14 protein-coding genes are annotated in these 16255 nt (G+C 68.5%); 13 read left to right on the top strand and 1 reads right to left on the bottom strand.

The genetic code is table 11. The features are described 5' to 3' along the window. Positions 1–68 precede the first annotated feature (68 nt). The 13 genes from U0R18_RS19210 to U0R18_RS19150 all read left to right on the top strand — a co-directional run bounded on the left by U0R18_RS19210 (position 69) and on the right by U0R18_RS19150 (position 15756). Positions 69–2420: an NADH-quinone oxidoreductase subunit G gene (locus U0R18_RS19210; RefSeq protein ID WP_526371401.1), complete on the top strand. Its 2352-nt coding sequence runs from the start codon at positions 69–71 to the stop codon at positions 2418–2420. Next, positions 2324–3652, top strand: a complete 1329-nt coding sequence (nuoH, locus tag U0R18_RS19205) for an NADH-quinone oxidoreductase subunit NuoH (RefSeq protein WP_526371399.1) — start codon at positions 2324–2326, stop codon at positions 3650–3652. The genes U0R18_RS19210 and nuoH overlap by 97 nt, the downstream gene beginning before the upstream one ends. After that, positions 3636–4160, top strand: a complete 525-nt coding sequence (gene nuoI, locus U0R18_RS19200; protein WP_526371397.1) for an NADH-quinone oxidoreductase subunit NuoI — start codon at positions 3636–3638, stop codon at positions 4158–4160. Before nuoH ends, nuoI begins: the two co-directional genes overlap by 17 nt. Further along, entirely contained in the window at positions 4157–4876 is a 720-nt protein-coding gene (locus U0R18_RS19195; RefSeq protein WP_526371395.1) for an NADH-quinone oxidoreductase subunit J, read from the top strand. Before nuoI ends, U0R18_RS19195 begins: the two co-directional genes overlap by 4 nt. Next, positions 4873–5172, top strand: coding sequence for an NADH-quinone oxidoreductase subunit NuoK (gene nuoK / locus U0R18_RS19190; RefSeq protein WP_526371393.1), 300 nt, complete (start codon positions 4873–4875; stop codon positions 5170–5172). The genes U0R18_RS19195 and nuoK overlap by 4 nt, the downstream gene beginning before the upstream one ends. Positions 5173–5212: 40 nt before the next feature. After that, positions 5213–7537, top strand: coding sequence for a nitric-oxide reductase large subunit (locus U0R18_RS19185; RefSeq protein ID WP_526371391.1), 2325 nt, complete (start codon positions 5213–5215; stop codon positions 7535–7537). Then, positions 7534–8163 carry a hypothetical protein gene (locus tag U0R18_RS19180; protein ID WP_526371389.1) on the top strand — a complete coding sequence of 210 codons (630 nt, stop codon included), beginning with the start codon at positions 7534–7536 and terminating at the stop codon, positions 8161–8163. Before U0R18_RS19185 ends, U0R18_RS19180 begins: the two co-directional genes overlap by 4 nt. Next, entirely contained in the window at positions 8160–8921 is a 762-nt protein-coding gene (locus tag U0R18_RS19175) for a slipin family protein (RefSeq protein ID WP_526371387.1), read from the top strand. Before U0R18_RS19180 ends, U0R18_RS19175 begins: the two co-directional genes overlap by 4 nt. Further along, the gene (gene nuoL, locus U0R18_RS19170) at positions 8918–10801 is read left to right on the top strand and encodes an NADH-quinone oxidoreductase subunit L (RefSeq protein ID WP_526371384.1); all 1884 of its coding nucleotides are present in this window, start codon (positions 8918–8920) and stop codon (positions 10799–10801) included. Before U0R18_RS19175 ends, nuoL begins: the two co-directional genes overlap by 4 nt. Continuing rightward, the gene (locus U0R18_RS19165; RefSeq protein WP_526371382.1) at positions 10795–12360 is read left to right on the top strand and encodes an NADH-quinone oxidoreductase subunit M; all 1566 of its coding nucleotides are present in this window, start codon (positions 10795–10797) and stop codon (positions 12358–12360) included. The genes nuoL and U0R18_RS19165 overlap by 7 nt, the downstream gene beginning before the upstream one ends. Further along, positions 12357–13982, top strand: a complete 1626-nt coding sequence (nuoN, locus tag U0R18_RS19160) for an NADH-quinone oxidoreductase subunit NuoN (RefSeq protein ID WP_526371380.1) — start codon at positions 12357–12359, stop codon at positions 13980–13982. Before U0R18_RS19165 ends, nuoN begins: the two co-directional genes overlap by 4 nt. Before the next feature lie 174 nt (positions 13983–14156). Continuing rightward, complete coding sequence (locus U0R18_RS19155; protein ID WP_526371378.1) at positions 14157–14924, top strand: enoyl-CoA hydratase; 768 nt, start codon at positions 14157–14159, stop codon at positions 14922–14924. A 28-nt stretch (positions 14925–14952) separates the two neighbouring features. Next, the gene (locus U0R18_RS19150) at positions 14953–15756 is read left to right on the top strand and encodes an acyl-CoA thioesterase domain-containing protein (RefSeq protein WP_526371376.1); all 804 of its coding nucleotides are present in this window, start codon (positions 14953–14955) and stop codon (positions 15754–15756) included. On the opposite strand, the gene U0R18_RS19145 is transcribed toward U0R18_RS19150, so the two are convergent. Then, the gene (locus tag U0R18_RS19145; RefSeq protein WP_526371374.1) at positions 15734–16210 is read right to left on the bottom strand and encodes an MBOE_33420 family protein; all 477 of its coding nucleotides are present in this window, start codon (positions 16208–16210) and stop codon (positions 15734–15736) included. The two genes, U0R18_RS19150 and U0R18_RS19145, sit on opposite strands and share 23 nt — an antisense overlap. Positions 16211–16255: the final 45 nt, after the last annotated feature.

The following is a 16255-nucleotide window of genomic DNA, read 5'->3' as shown; positions in this document are numbered from 1 at the left end:
CAAAGGGCCCGTTCCGCGGCCGCAAATGGGGCCCTTTGCGTCTGCTCGCGGGGAAAGGCGGGGGTGCGATGACGCTCGCGGAGCAGGGCCGGGACGCGCCACCGGTCGACATGGTCACCCTCACCATCGACGACCAACAGGTGTCGGTTCCCAAGGGCACCTTGGTGATTCGCGCGGCCGAGTTGATCGGCGTGCAGATCCCCCGGTTCTGCGACCACCCGCTGCTGGACCCCGTCGGCGCGTGCCGGCAGTGCCTGGTGGAGGTCGAGGGCCAGCGCAAGCCGCTGGCGTCGTGCACCACCACCGTCACCCCTGACATGGTGGTCCGCACCCAGCACACCAGCGCGGCGGCCGACAAGGCCCAGCACGGCGTGATGGAACTGCTGCTGATCAACCATCCGCTGGACTGCCCGGTCTGCGACAAGGGCGGCGAATGCCCGTTGCAGAACCAGGCCATGTCCAACGGCCGGGTCGAGACCCGCTTCGAGGACGTCAAGCGCACCTTCCCGAAACCGATCAACCTGTCGTCGCAGGTGCTGCTGGACCGCGAGCGGTGTGTGCTGTGCGCGCGCTGCACCCGGTTCTCCAACCAGGTGGCCGGCGACCCGTTCATCGAATTGCTGGAACGCGGTGCGCTGCAACAGGTCGGCATCGCTCCCGGCGAGGCGTTCGACTCCTACTTCTCCGGCAACACCGTCCAGATCTGCCCGGTGGGCGCGCTGACGGGGGCCGCCTACCGGTTCCGGGCCCGGCCCTTCGACCTGGTGTCCTCACCCAGTGTCTGCGAGCACTGCGCGTCGGGGTGCGCGCAGCGCACCGACCACCGGCGCGGGAAAGTGTTGCGCCGCTTGGCCGGTGACGATCCCGAGGTCAACGAGGAGTGGAACTGCGACAAGGGTCGCTGGGCCTTCACCTACGCCACCCAGGGCGACCGGATCACCACGCCACTGCTGCGCGAGGACGGGGTGCTGCGGCCGGCGGCGTGGTCGGAGGCGATCAGCGTCGCGCTCAGCGGCCTGCTGGGGGCCGCCGGTCGCGCCGGCGTCCTGGTCGGCGGGCGGGGCACCGTGCAGGACGCCCGCTCCTACAGCCGGTTCGCACGACTCGTGTTGAACACCAACGATATCGACTTCCGGGCCCGGCCACACAGCGACGAGGAGGCCCGCTTCCTGGCGGCCCGCGTGGCCGGCCAGCCCATGACCGTGCGGTACGCGGATCTGGAATCCGCGCCCATGGTGGTGTTGGTCGGGCTCGAACCCGAAGAGGAATCGCCGATCGTGTTCCTGCGGCTGCGCAAGGCGGTCCGCAAACGCGGGCTGCGCGTCGTCGCGGTCGCACCGTTCGCCACCCGCGGCCTGACCAAACTGACGGCACACCTGGTGCCGACCGCGCCCGGCGGCGAGGCCGCGGCGCTGGCCGGGCTGCGCGACGAGCTCCCCCCGGGGTCGATCATCCTGACCGGTGAGCGACTGGCCACCAGCCCGGGCGCGTTCTCGGCGGTCGCAGCGCTCGCCGACGCGACCGGCGCCCGGATCGCCTGGATCCCGCGTCGGGCCGGGGAACGCGCCGCACTGGAAGCCGGCTGCCTGCCCACCCTGTTCGCCGGCGGCCGGCCGGTCGCCGACGACACCGCGCGGGCGCAGGCCGCCCGAGCGTGGAATGTGGACGCCCTGCCGGCCGGCGAGGGCCTCGACACCGCCGGCATCCTGGCCGCCGCGGCCGACGGCAGGCTCGGCGCCCTGCTGATCGGCGGCGTCGAGCCGGCCGATCTGCCCGACCCCGTGGCCGCGTTGTCCGCCCTGGACGCAACACCTTTCGTGGTCAGCCTGGAGCTGCGGCCCAGCGCCGTCACCGAACGCGCTGACGTCGTCTTCCCGGTGGCGCCGGTCGTCGAGAAGTCCGGCACCTTCCTGGACTGGGAGGGCCGGACGCGGCCGTTCGCCGCGGCACTGGCCACCAACGCCACCTCCGACGCCCGGGTGCTGCAGATCCTGGCCGACGAGTTGGGGATCGACCTGGGCCCCGACGACGATGCGGGCAGCTGGGACGGCCTCGCGCCGCCCGCCCCGACGATCGCGCCCGCGCCTGCCGTGGCCGGACCCGGCCAGGCGGTGCTGTCCACCTGGCGAATGCTGTTGGACGACGGCCGGTTACAGGACGGTGAGCCGCACCTGGCCGGCACCGCACGGCCACCGGTGGCCCGCCTCTCGGCCGCCACCACCGCGGAGATCGGCGCCGAGGGCGCCGAGGCCGTCACGGTGCGTACCGCTCGCGGGGCGATCACGCTGCCGCTGGTGGTCACGGACATGCCCGACCGGGTGGTGTGGCTGCCGATGAACTCGCCGGGCAGCGCGGTGCTCACCGAACTGGGCGTGGCGTCGGGCGCCGTGGTGGACATCGAACCGGGAGGCCGCCCGTGAACTATCCCGGCCTGGAGGCATTCGGGCACGATCCGTGGTGGCTGATCGTGATCAAGGCCGTCGCCGTGTTCGCCTTCCTGTTGCTCACCGTCCTGGTCGCCATCCTGGTGGAACGAAAGGTGCTGGGCCGCATGCAGATGCGGTACGGACCGAACCGGGTGGGCCCGTTCGGGCTGCTGCAATCGCTGGCCGACGGGGTGAAACTCGCCCTCAAGGAAGGTCTGACGCCGGTCGGGGCGGACAAGCCGATCTACCTGCTGGCACCCGTCATCTCCGTCATCCCGGCGATCCTGGCGTTCGCGGTGATCCCGATGGGTCCGGTGGTGTCGATCTTCGGGCACCACACCCCGCTGCAACTGACCGACCTGCCCGTAGCGGTCCTGTACGTGCTGGCCGTCACCTCGATCGGCGTCTACGGAATCGTGTTGGCGGGCTGGGCATCCGGGTCCACCTATCCCCTGCTGGGCGGGCTGCGCTCCAGCGCACAGGTGGTCTCCTACGAGATCGCGATGGCCCTGTCGTTCGCCGCGGTCTTCCTGTACTCGGGCACCATGTCGACGTCGATGATCGTCGGATCGCAGACCCACACCTGGTACGTGTTCCTGCTGCTGCCGTCGTTCGTGGTGTACGTGACGGCCATGGTGGGCGAGACCAACCGGGCGCCGTTCGACCTGCCCGAGGCCGAGGGCGAACTGGTCGGCGGATTCCACACCGAGTACTCCAGCCTGAAGTTCGCGATGTTCATGCTCGCCGAGTACGTGAACATGACCACGGTGTCGGCGCTGGCCACCACGATGTTCCTGGGCGGCTGGCACGCGCCGTGGCCACTGAGCCTGTGGGATGGCGCCAATACCGGTTGGTGGCCGTTGATCTGGTTCGTCGCCAAGGTGTGGAGCTTCCTGTTCTTCTACATCTGGTTGCGCGCCACCCTGCCGCGCCTGCGCTACGACCAGTTCATGGCGCTGGGCTGGAAGGTGCTCATCCCGGTGTCGCTGGCCTGGATCATGACGGTGGCCATCACCAAGTGGCTGCGGATGCACGGTTCCGGACCGTGGACCACAGCGGCCATCAACATCGGCTTCCTGGTGCTGGTGGGTGTCGTTGCCGCCACCTGGAACATCCGCCGTCGCAACCGCAGTCGCGCGGTCCGGCCCGCACCGCCCCCGGATCAGGGCGCATTCCCGGTACCACCCATACCGAGCAAGGAGAAGGCGCATGTCCACACTGCGTGACGGTCTGGCCGGATTCGGTGTGACGTTCTCGACGATGTTCAAGAAACCGATCACCGAGCAGTACCCCGACGACAAGGAACCCACCCAGCCCCGCTACCACGGCCGGCACCAGCTGAACCGCTACCCGGACGGTTTGGAGAAGTGCATCGGCTGCGAGCTGTGCGCCTGGGCCTGCCCGGCCGACGCGATCTTCGTCGAGGGCGCGGACAACACCGAGGCGCAACGTTTTTCGCCCGGCGAACGCTACGGACGGGTGTACCAGATCAACTACCTGCGCTGTATCGGCTGCGGCTTGTGCATCGAGGCCTGCCCCACCCGCGCGCTGACGATGACCAACGAGTACGAGCTGGCCGACGACAATCGCTCCGATCTGATCTACGGCAAGGACAAACTGCTTGCCCCTCTGCAGCCGGGGATGACCGCGCCGCCGCACGCGATGGCCGAGGGCAGCACCGACGACGACTACTATCTGGGCCGAATCACGGGAAGTCCTGGGGAACCGCAATGACCGCCGAGTCCGTGGCGTTCTGGGTCCTGGCCGCAGTCTCGGTGGCCGGGGCGCTCGGCGTCGTCGTCGCGCCGAAGGCGGTGTACTCCGCGCTGTTCCTGGCCGCCACCATGATCGGCCTGGCCATCCTCTACGTCACCCAGGACGCCCTGTTCCTCGGCGTGGTGCAGGTGGTGGTCTACACCGGCGCGGTCATGATGCTGTTCCTGTTCGTGCTGATGCTGATCGGGGTGGACTCCTCGGAGTCGCTGGTGGAAACCATTCGGGGCCAACGGATTGCGGCCGTCGTCGCCGGTCTGGGGTTCGGGGTGCTGCTGATCGCCGGCATCGGGACCCTGTCGAGCACGGGCTTCACGGGTCTGGCCGACGCCAATGCGGGCGGCAATGTACAGGGCCTGGCGGCACTCATCTTCACCAAGTATCTGTGGGCGTTCGAATTGACCAGCGCCCTGCTGATCACCGCCGCGCTGGGGGCGATGGTGCTGGCGCACCGGGAACGGTTCGAGCGCCGCAAATCCCAGCGCGAACTGGCCGAGGAACGCTTCCGGGGCATCGGCGCCGCGGCCGCCTACCCATCCACCAGGCCCAGCTCCGGTGTCTACGCTCGCCACAACGCCGTCGACATCCCGGCGCGACTGCCCGACGGCTCCGATTCCGACATGTCCGTCAGCGCGATCCTGCCCCGGCGCCGCGGAGATGAGGGAGACCCCCGGTGAGTCCCCAGCATTACCTGTACCTGTCGGCCCTGCTGTTCACCATCGGAGCCACCGGAGTTCTGCTGCGGCGCAGCGCGATCGTGATGTTCATGTGCGTCGAACTCATGCTCAACGCCTGCAACCTGGCGTTCGTCACCTTCTCCCGGCTGCACGGCCAACTCGACGGACAGGTGGTCGCGTTCTTCACCATGGTGGTGGCGGCCTGCGAGGTGGTGGTCGGCCTGGCGATCATCATGACGATCTACCGGACGCGCCGATCGGCCAACGTCGACGACGCGCACCTGCTGAGGCACTGAGCGATGGCAGCAGAACAACTGATCGGGGAGGTTGATCGTCATGGCATTCACCACATCTGACCGCACCACACCGGCATCCGGGGACGCCGACTCGCCCATCGGCAAGGGGTGGGTGCAGGGCGTCGCCCTGGTGATGATCTTCGGATTCTTCGTGATGGGCATCCTGGCCTACCGGACCTACACCGCGTCGATGCCGTTGCCGGACAAGGTGACCACCGCCTCCGGTGACGTGGTGTTCACCGGCGACCAGGTCACCCGCGGGCAGGAGCTGTTCCAGGCCCGCGGCCTCATGGAGTACGGCTCGATCCACGGCCACGGCGCCTACCTGGGTCCCGACTTCACCGCCGATTACCTGCGCCGCGCCGCCGACAACGTCACCGCCCAATTGGAGCGCGCCGGCGGCAGCCAGGTGCACGACAGCGTGGTGGCCGAATTCCGCACCAACCGCTATGACGCGGCCACCAAGACGCTGGTCTACACCGACCATCAGGCCCGCGCGTTCGCCGACCTGGTCGAGCACTACGCGACGTACTTCGGGCCCGACGCCAAGAGCAACGGGCTGCGCGCCAACTACATCACCGACCCCAGCGAGATCCACGATCTCACCGCGTTCTTCTCCTGGAGCGCGTGGGCCGCGGCCGCCGAGCGGCCCGGACACAACTACACCTATACCAACAACTGGCCGTCCGAACCGCGGGTGGACAACGGCCCGACCGCCGATCTCGTTGTCTGGTCCGCACTTTCACTGGTTGCGCTGCTCGGCGGGACCGGCATCATGTTCGCCGTCTACGGGCGGTGGAGCCAGAAGATCGGCTGGCACGCCAGCGAGGCACCGCTGATCTCCTACCACCAGCCCGGCGAGGTCACGCTGACCAAATCGCAAAGGGCCACCGTCTGGTTCTTCGCCGTCATCTCGGTGCTGTTCCTCGCCCAGGCGCTGCTGGGCGCACTCAGCGAACACTACCGCGCCGACCTGTCCAGCTTCTTCGGCCTCGACCTGGCCCAGCTGCTGCCCTACAACCTGGCCCGCACCTGGCATCTGCAGCTGGCCCTGTTCTGGACCGCCGCGGCGTTCCTGGCCGGTGGCATCTTCCTGACCCCGTTCATCACCCGGCGCGAACCGAAGAAGCAGCACGTGCTGGTCTACATACTGCTGGGCGCGGTGGCCGTGGTGGTGTTCGGATCGCTGATCACCGAGGGACTTTCGGTGTACGGGGTGATCGGCGAGGGCTCCCTGTTCTCCCAGCAGTGGGAGTATCTCGACCTGCCGCGACTGTGGCAGATCCTGTTGGTGGCCGGGCTGTTCATCTGGATCGCGATCATCTGGCGGGGTCTGCGCTCCACCCTGAAGACCCAGGCGAAGACCAGCATGCCGTGGCTGTTCTTCTTCTCCGGACTGGCGATTCCGGCGTTCTACGCGGTCGGCCTGCTGGCCGGCAGCGACACCCACTTCTCGGTGGCCGATTTCTGGCGATTCTGGGTGGTGCACCTGTGGGTGGAGGACTTCCTCGAGCTGTTCACCACCGTCATGGTGGCCTACATCTTCGTGCTGCTCGGTGTGGTGCGACAGCGGATCGCGATCGGCATCATCTTCTTGGACATCATCCTGTACTCGGCCGGCGGCATCATCGGCACCATGCACCACCTGTACTTCTCCGGAACACCGGTGGAGCACATGGCATTGGGCGCGTTCTTCTCCGCCGCCGAGGTCATCCCGCTGACCCTGCTGACCGTGGAGGCCTGGACGTTCCTGCATCTGGGCTCGCGTTCGCAGACCGCCGACACCAAGCCGTTCCCGCACCGCTGGGCGGTGATGTTCCTGGTGGCCGTCGGGTTCTGGAACTTCCTGGGCGCCGGCGTTTTCGGCTTCCTGATCAACCTGCCGATCGTGTCCTACTACCAGATCGGCACCGCGTTGACCGCCAACCACGGGCACGCCGCCATGATGGGTGTGTACGGCATGCTGGCCGTCGGACTGGCGATGTTCGCGCTCCGGTATGCCATTCCGGCCGACAAGTGGCCGGAGAAGGCGGCCCGGTGCAGTTTCTGGTGCCTGAACATCGGCCTGGCGTGGATGGTGTTCGCCACCCTGCTGCCGCTGGGCGTGCTGCAGCTGTACCACTCGGTGAATTCGGGCTATTTCGAGGCCCGTTCGCTGGGTTACATCACCAATCCGAACAACGTGTTGCTGGAGTGGCTGCGGATGCCCGGAGACCTGGTGTTCATCATCGGCGGCATCCTGCCGTTCATGTACATCGCGTGGATTGCGGTGCGCAACTTCTGGTCCGGCTCGAGCACCGAGGAGCTGCCGGCCAGCCCGCTCTACACCGAGTTGACCGTCGGCGGCGAGGACGGTCCGGCGTGAACCCACCCGATGTCTCGGCCTGGCTGGTAGCGGGGTACGCCCTGCTCCTGCTGGCTGCGGCATGGGGTTTCGACCTGCTGGCCCGACGGACGTCGAACCGGGCCGCGGACTGGCAGACCGGTGGGTTCACCTATCACGCCGACCACGACGCGTGGCAGTGCCCGAAGGACGAGTGGTTGTGGCCGACGTCGTTCGATCCGGCCAACCGGGTGATGCGTTACCGCGCGCGCCCGGCGGTGTGCAACACCTGCCCGGTGAAGGCCGACTGCACCAGCTCGCCGCACGGCCGTGAGATCAGCCGCCACGTCGACCCCTGGCCGCACTCCGAAGCGGGCCGGTTCCACCGCGGGATCGCCTGTGTCATCGCGGCTCTGGCGTTCGTGATGCTGATGGGTGAGGCGCTGCTGAAGCACACCGTCAGCGATCTGTTGGTGGTGGGCACCGCTCTGCTGATCACGGCCGCCCTAGCCGCTCCGCTGTTCCGGCATCTGGTCAACACACCGGTGGACGTGCCGGGCCATCTGCCCGAGCGCTCGGCGCAGGAGGACTCGGTGGCGGCTGCGATCGACAAGTATTCGACCAGATGGGGCAGCGAGGCCCGGGACAAGGAGCGTGATCGCCGGTGACGTGGCTGCTGCCGGTCGCCGCCGGAATCGTTGTGCTGGCGGCCGCTGCGTGGTTCGGGATCACCGTGCTGCGGGAGTACGAGCGCGGGGTGGTGTTCCGGGCCGGCCGGCTGCGTCCGGTGTACGGGCCGGGGATCCGGTTCCTGCTGCCCGCCGTGGATCGCCTGGAACGGGTCGACCTGCGGGTGGTGACCCTGACCATCCCGCCGCAGGAGGTGATCACCCGCGACAACGTCCCGGCCCGGGTCAACGCGGTCGTGATGTTCCGGGTGGTGGATCCCGCGAAAGCCATTATGGCCGTGGAGAATTACGCGATCGCCACCTCCCAGATCGCGCAGACCACCCTGCGCTCCCTGCTGGGCCGCGTCGAGCTGGACACCCTGCTGGCCCACCGGGAGGATCTCAACTCCGATCTGCGGACCGTCATCGAGAAGCAGACCGAGGAGTGGGGCGTGCGGGTGCAGGTGGTGGAGATCAAGGACGTCGAGATCCCGGAGTCCATGCAGCGCGCGATGGCGCGGGAGGCCGAGGCCGAGCGGGAACGCCGCGCCAAGGTGATCAACGCGCGTGGCGAACTCCAGGCCTCCGAGGAACTGCGGCAGGCGTCCGAAACCCTGTCGAAGAGCCCGGCGTCGCTGCAATTGCGTTACCTGCAGACGCTTCTGGAACTGGGGGCCGACCAGAACTCGACGGTCGTGTTCCCGCTGCCCGTCGACATTCTCACACCGTTCCTCAACGCCGCCCGGGACAACCGATGAGCACCGCGGTGTGGCCCCTGATCGCACTGCCACTGGCGGGGGCGGTCGTGCTGTTGCTCGGTGGCCGGCGCACCAACGCCTGGGGTCATCTGCTGGGCTGCGCGACCGTGCTCGCGTCGTTCTGTTGGGGCGCCCTGCTTTTCGTGGATCTGCTGGGCCGCGAGCCCGGGCAACGCGTCGACGCGGAGCGGCTGTTCTCCTGGGTGCCGGTGGCCGGTCTGCAGGTGGACTTCGGGCTGCATTTGGACCCGCTGTCGGTATGCTTCGTGCTGCTGATCACCGGCGTCGGATTCCTGATCCACCTGTACTCGGTGGGCTACATGGCCCACGATCCCGGGCGGCGACGGTTTTTCGGGTACCTGAACCTGTTCGTGGCGGCCATGCTGCTGCTGGTGCTGGCCGACAACTACCTGGGTCTCTACGTGGGCTGGGAGGGTGTGGGCCTGGCCAGCTACCTGTTGATCGGATTCTGGTCCTACAAGCCGAGCGCGGCCACCGCGGCCAAGAAGGCATTCGTGGTGAACCGGGTCGGCGACATCGGTCTGGCCATCGCGTTGATGATCATGTTCGCCTGCTTCGGAACCGTCTCCTACGGCGGGGTTTTCGGCGCCGTGCCGGCCGCCTCGTCCACCACGGTCAACGCGATCGGGTTCATGCTGCTGCTGGCCGCATGCGGCAAGAGTGCCCAGGTGCCGCTGCAGTCCTGGCTCGGTGACGCGATGGAGGGCCCCACGCCCGTCAGCGCGCTCATCCACGCCGCCACCATGGTCACCGCCGGCGTGTACCTCATCGTGCGGTCGGGCCCGGTGTTCGACCTGGCACCCGTCGCGCAGACCGCGGTCACCGTCGTCGGCGCGGTCACGCTGCTGTTCGGCGCGGTGATCGGCTGCGCCAAGGACGACATCAAGAAGGCCCTGGCCGCATCGACGATGTCGCAGATCGGCTACATGGTGCTGGCCGCCGGCCTGGGCCCCGCCGGCTACGCGGTGGCCATCATGCACCTGCTGACGCACGGCTTCTTCAAGGCCGGACTGTTCCTGGGCGCCGGGTCGGTGATGCACGGCATGGACGACGAGACCGACATGCGCCGCTACGGCGGGCTGCGTTCGCTGATGCCCGTCACGTTCGTCACCTTCGGGCTCGGTTATCTCGCGATCGTCGGCATTCCGCCGTTCGCCGGCTTCTTCTCCAAGGACGCCATCATCGAAACCGCTTTCGCCGCAGGCGGTTTGCGGGGCTGGCTGCTGGGCGGGGCGGCGCTGCTGGGCGCCGGCATCACCGCGTTCTACATGACCCGGGTGATGCTGATGACGTTCTTCGGCCAGAGACGCTGGAAACCCGATACGCATCCGCACGAGTCGCCGGCGATCATGACGGCGCCGATGGTGGTGCTCGCGGTCGGATCGGTCGGGGCGGGCGCGCTGCTGGCGCTGGGCGGCGGGCTGGCCGACTGGCTCGAGCCCGTCACCGGAGCGCACGTGGAGCATCACGAGGCTCCCGTCTGGATACTGACGGCGATCACGCTGGGCGTCGTCGTGGTCGGGGTGCTGATCGCCTGGCGGATGTACGCCACCCGGCCCATCCCCGAGGTCGCCCCCGACGACGTCTCGGCGCTGACGGTGGCCGCACGGGCCGATCTGTACGGCGACGCGTTCAACGAGAACGTGTTGATGCGGCCCGGGCACGCCGCCACGCAGGAGCTGGTCCTGATCGACGACGTCGCGGTCGACGGGGTGGGCCGCGGACTCGCGAGCCTGGTGGCCGGCACCTCGTCGGTGCTGCGCCGGGCACAGACCGGCTTCGCCCGCTCCTACGCATTGTCGATGCTGGCCGGTGCCGCCCTGGTGGTGGCCATGATCGTGGCGGTGAACCTATGGTGAATCTCCCGCTCCTGACCCTGCTGTGGGCCGTCCCGATGCTGGGCGCGGTCCTGATCATCGTGTTGCCCGCGGGAGCAAGGGAATTGGCCAAGTACCTCGGGGTCGCGGTGTCAGTGGTGGTGCTCGCCGTCGCGGTCACGCTGGCGGTCCGCTTCGACCCCGGCGGGCCGGCCTACCAGTTCGTCGAGGACCACGACTGGATCCCGTCGTTCGGCACCGGCTACATCCTGGGCATCGACGGGATCGCCCTGGCGCTGGTGGTGCTGACCGCCGTGCTGGTGCCGCTGCTGCTGATCGCGGGCTGGCACGATGCACCCAACGATAACCGGCTGGCCGGGCGCGGCCCGCACGCCTACGTGGCGCTGATCCTGGCCGTCGAGGGCATGGTGCTGATCTCGCTGGTCGCCCTGGACATCCTGCTGTTCTACGTGTTCTTCGAGGCGATGCTGATCCCGATGTACTTCCTGATCGGCGGGTTCGGCGGCGCCGGCCGGTCCCGGGCGGCGGTGAAGTTCCTGCTGTACAACCTGTTCGGCGGGCTGATCATGCTGGCCGCGGTGATCGGGGTGTACGTCGTCACCGCGCACAGCGCCGTGTTCGCCTCGGGCACCTTCGATTTCCGCGCCGTCGTCGAGGCCGCCACCACCGGCCAACTGCAGAGCAGCCCGGCCGTGCTGCACGCGCTCTTCGCCGGGTTCATGTTCGCGTTCGCGGTCAAGGCCCCGCTGTGGCCGTTCCACCGCTGGCTGCCCGACGCCGCCGTGGAGGCGACCCCGGCGACCGCGGTGCTGATGATGGCCGTCGTCGACAAGGTGGGCACGTTCGGCATGTTGCGCTACTGCCTGCAGCTGTTCCCGGACTCCGCGGCGTTCTTCCGCTCGCTGATCATCACGCTGGCCGTCATCGGGATCGTCTACGGCGCCGTCGCCGCGATCGGCCAGCGCGACGTGATGCGGCTGATCGCCTACACCTCGATCAGCCACTTCGGCTTCATCATCCTGGGCATCTTCGTGATGACCAGCCAGGGGCAGTCCGGCGCCACACTGTACATGGTCAATCACGGCATCTCGACCGCGGCGCTGTTCCTGATCGCCGGATTCCTGGTGTCGCGCAAGGGAACCCGTTTCATCGCCGACTACGGTGGTGTGCAGCAGGTGGCTCCGGTGCTGGCAGGCACCTTCCTGGTCGCCGGCCTGGCCACCCTGTCGCTGCCCGGCCTGGCGCCGTTCATCAGCGAATTCCTGGTCCTGATCGGAACATTCACCCGGTACCCCGTGCTGGCCGTCGTGGCCTCCTCGGCCCTGGTGCTCTCGGCGATCTACGTGCTGTGGCTCTACCAGCGGATGATGACCGGTCCGGCCCGCTTCGCCGACCGCAATCTGCGCGACCTCGTGCCGCGTGAGCTGATCGTCGTCGCCCCGCTCATCGCGCTGCTGCTGGTGCTCGGCGTATATCCCAAACCCGCACTGACCGTGATCAATCCGGCGGTGACGCACACCCTGGACACCATCGGCCAAGCCGATCCCGCACTGCGGGTGGCAGAAAGGCCCCCGCGATGATCCCCACGCCGACCGTCGAGTACGGCCTGCTGTCCCCGATGCTGATCGTGTTCGGCGTCGCCGTCGCCGGGGTGCTGGTAGAGGCGTTCATACCACGCGCCCACCGGTTCGGCGCGCAATTGACACTGGCCCTGGGCGGCCTGGTCGCCGCGTTCGTCGCCGTGGTGTGCGTGGCGCGTGGACTGCCCGCGCAGGGCCGGATCGCCGCGATGGGCGCGGTGGCCGTCGACCGTCCCGCACTGCTGCTGCAGGGCACCGTGGCACTGATCGGCATCCTCGGGATCCTGTTGATCGCCGAGCGGCGCACCGCCGGTCCCGAATCCGACGGCGGCGCAGGCGGTGTAGTTGCCGCCGGGCCTCTTGCTCGCGGAACTACACCGCTCGCCGAACCCGGCGGTCTGGACGCGTTCACCCCGCAGGCCGCCGCGGTGGCCGGCAGTGTCGCCGAGAAGATCGCCACCCGCGCCGGCATGGTGCAGACCGAGGTGTTCCCGCTGACGATGTTCGCCATCGGCGGCATGTTGCTGTTCCCCGCCGCCGACGATCTGCTGACCATGTTCGTGGCCCTCGAGGTGCTGTCGCTGCCGCTGTACCTGCTGTGCGGACTGGCCCGCCGGCGCCGGTTGCTGTCCCAGGAAGCCGCGCTGAAATACTTTCTGCTGGGCACCTTTTCGTCCGCGTTCTTCCTCTATGGTGTTGCGCTGCTCTACGGGTACTCCGGCACCTTCTCGCTGAGCGGCATCGGGGATGCGGTGGCCGCGCGCTCCGATGACAACCGGCTGGCCCTGGTCGGGATCGGCCTGGTGGCCGTCGGCGTGCTGTTCAAGGTCGGTGCGGTGCCGTTCCATTCGTGGGTGCCCGACGTCTACCAGGGCGCGCCCACCCCGGTCACCGCGTTCATGGCCGCGGCCACCAAGATCGCGGCGTTCGGCGCGATGCTGCGCATCTTCTACGTCGCGGTCCCCGAACTGCGGGCCGACTGGCGGCCGATGATGTGGGTGATCGCGGTGGCGACCATGGTGGTGGGCACCATCACCGCGGTCACACAGACCGACGTCAAGCGGATGCTGGCGTATTCGGCTGTGGCGCATGCCGGTTTCATCCTGACCGGTGTCGTCGCGCTCAACGACAGCGGGCTGTCGGGCACGTTGTTCTATCTGGTCGCCTACGGGTTCTCCACGCTGGGCGCCTTCGCGGTCATCAGCGTCGTCCGCGACGCCGACGGCGAGGAGGCCACCACACTGGCGCACTGGGCCGGGCTGGGGCGCACCCATCCGGTGGTCTGCGCGGTGTTCTCGCTGTTCCTGCTGGCGTTCGCGGGGATCCCGCTGACCAGTGGCTTCGTGTCGAAGTTCGCGGTGTTCAAGGCCGCGGCCGAGGGCGGGGCGCCGATGTTGGTGGTCATCGGTGTGATCGCCAGCGCCATCGCCGCCTACTTCTACGTGCGGGTGATCGTGCTGATGTTCTTCACCGACCCGCCCACCGACGGGCCCGGGGTGATCACGCCGAGCTGGACGTCGAAGGCCACGGTGGCGCTGACGGCGGCCATCACGTTGCTACTGGGCGCGCTGCCCCAACCGTTGCTCGACCTGGTGAACAATTCCGCCCACTTCGCCCGGTAGCCCCCACTACGCCGAAACGTACGTTTCGGCGAGAAAGTGTGAGAGCGAGCCACCATTTCGTCGATCTCGGGCTGGCAGCGCGTCGTCGGCCTCGTGCCGAGATCGACGTTCTGGCGCCGCCCACTCGAACGTTTGCGCCGAAACGTACGTTTCGGCGTGGTGTAGCGTGCGCGCATGGCGACCGTGAATGTGATCGACCCCGTGCCCGGTGTCCGGGTGCTCACGATGAACCGGCCCGAAGCGCGAAATGCGTTGGGCCGCGAGCTGATCGAGACACTGTTCGCCGCGATGGTCGACGCCGACACCGACCCCGATGTCCGGGCGATCGTGCTGACCGGCGCCGATCCGGCGTTCTGTGCGGGCGTCGACCTGAAGGAGGCCCAGCAGCTGGGCACCACGTACTTCGCACGCTTCCAGACACACAACTGCATCACCAAGCCGGCCGAGATGGCCACGCCGATCCTGGCGGCCGTCAACGGGGCGACGTTCACCGGCGGCCTCGAGATGGCGCTGGCGTGCGACTTCATGATCGCCTCGGAGCGCGCCGTGTTCGCCGACACGCACGCCCGGGTCGGCATCCTGCCCGGTGGCGGAATGACGGTCCGGCTGCCGCAGCGCGTCGGCGCCGCGATGGCGCGCCGGCTGTCGATGACGGGCGAGGTGGTCGACGCCGCGCGGGCCGAACGGATCGGGCTGGTCACCGAGGTGGTGCTCCATGACGAGCTGCTGTCCCGCGCGATCCAACTCGCCGAGCAGATCGCGGAGGTCCCGGCGGCCACCATGGCCGGGCTCAAGCAGATGTACGTCCGCGGCACCGCCGGCGTCACCGATACCGCGCTGGCCGTCGAGCTCGAGATCGCCCGCGCGCACCGGCCGGACACCGACGCCCTGGCAGCTCGCAAGGCCGAGGTGACCGCCCGTAACAAGAGTCAGTTACAGTAAGTGTTTCCGTAACTCTCCGGGAGGTGCCGTGCCGACGCCGTTCTTCGTGCCCGACAAGGACACCTTCGTCCCCAATGAGATCGCCCAGGGCGGCTGGGGCCCCACGCTGGGCGGCCAGGTGGTCGGGGGCCTGCTGGCCCGCGCCGTCGAGGAGAAGGTCTCCGATGACGAGCTGGTGCCGGCCCGCCTGACCGTCGACATCCTGCGCCGCGTCGCCACCGCGCCGGTGCGCGTGCACGCCGACGTGGTGCGGGTGGGCCGGCGGATGCAGGCCCTCGACGCGGTCATGACCCAGGACGACGAGCTCGTCGCGCGCGCGTCCACGCTGTATCTACGGCGCAGCGAACAGCCCTTCACCGACGGCGGCCCGTGGACCACGTCGGTCTCGATGCCACCGATTCCCGAGGAGCCCGAGCAGTTCGACGAGTCGGTGCCGATGTTCATCACTCCCTATGGCCGCCCCGCCGAGGAGGAGGGGTACGGCTTCGTCTGGCAGTACGACGGGCCGCGGTACGCCTGGGTGCGCGAGATCCGCGACCTGGTGGACGGCGAGACCATCTCGCCGTTCGTCCGCGCCGCGATGGCCGTCGATGTCAGCGCGTCGATGACGAACTTCACCACCGGCGGCCTGGCCTTCATCAACGCCGACTACACGATGACGCTGTGCCGGCTGCCCGAGGGCGAGTACATCGGGCTGGCCGCGCTGAGTCACGCCAGTGCGGCCGGAATCGCCACGGGCACAGCGACTCTCTACGACGCGCGCGGACCCATCGGCGCCGGCGTCACGACGTCGGCGGCCAACCTCCACTTCAAGGGGTCGGGGTTAGCGTGAACGGCAACCAATAGGTGCCGGGCCCGTCGCCCGGGCAGGCGGCGCCGCTGACGGTGAACGTGCGCTCGCCGCTGAAGCTGCCGTCCCCGTTGGGCCGCAGGAAATCCGAGCGGAACGCCGTCACCGGGCTGGCGTCGTCGCAGTGGAACGGATAGTCGCCGGAGGATTCCCAGCGATCGCCGTTCCAGGTGTAGTCGAACAGTGCCGGCGCGTTCGGATTCTCCTGCAGCTCGGTCAGTCTCAGCCAGTGCGCGGTGCAACCCGTGACGTCGCACACCGTGGTGAAGCGGGCGGCCTGGGTGGACGGGTCGGAGGTGTCCGGACGCCCGTTGAAGGTCTGGCGGGAGTGATCCAGGAAGGTGTCGTAATTGCCGTACACGGGAACGGGTTCGGCGCGGTCGGCGTGGGCGAGCGGGGCCGCCATCAACGAGATCGGGACGGCAACGACCGCCATCATCCAATCTGTTCTGCGTCCACTGCGAAGAAGTCCGAGTGGAGA

Source organism: Mycobacterium sp. (assembly GCF_046330795.1).
GTDB lineage: Bacteria > Actinomycetota > Actinomycetes > Mycobacteriales > Mycobacteriaceae > Mycobacterium.
This window is presented reverse-complemented; position numbering and strand designations above follow the sequence as displayed.

Bases quoted from the DNA above. Each gene is read 5' to 3' on its own strand.
- U0R18_RS19210 (WP_526371401.1), top strand. From the start codon at position 69: ATGACGCTCGCGGAGCAGGGCCGGGACGCGCCACCGGTCGACATGGTC.
- nuoI (WP_526371397.1), top strand. From the start codon at position 3,636: ATGTCCACACTGCGTGACGGTCTGGCCGGATTCGGTGTGACGTTCTCG.
- U0R18_RS19195 (WP_526371395.1), top strand. From the start codon at position 4,157: ATGACCGCCGAGTCCGTGGCGTTCTGGGTCCTGGCCGCAGTCTCGGTG.
- U0R18_RS19185 (WP_526371391.1), top strand. From the start codon at position 5,213: ATGGCATTCACCACATCTGACCGCACCACACCGGCATCCGGGGACGCC.
- nuoL (WP_526371384.1), top strand. From the start codon at position 8,918: ATGAGCACCGCGGTGTGGCCCCTGATCGCACTGCCACTGGCGGGGGCG.
- U0R18_RS19165 (WP_526371382.1), top strand. From the start codon at position 10,795: ATGGTGAATCTCCCGCTCCTGACCCTGCTGTGGGCCGTCCCGATGCTG.
- nuoN (WP_526371380.1), top strand. From the start codon at position 12,357: ATGATCCCCACGCCGACCGTCGAGTACGGCCTGCTGTCCCCGATGCTG.
- U0R18_RS19155 (WP_526371378.1), top strand. From the start codon at position 14,157: ATGGCGACCGTGAATGTGATCGACCCCGTGCCCGGTGTCCGGGTGCTC.
- U0R18_RS19145 (WP_526371374.1), bottom strand. From the start codon at position 16,210: ATGGCGGTCGTTGCCGTCCCGATCTCGTTGATGGCGGCCCCGCTCGCC.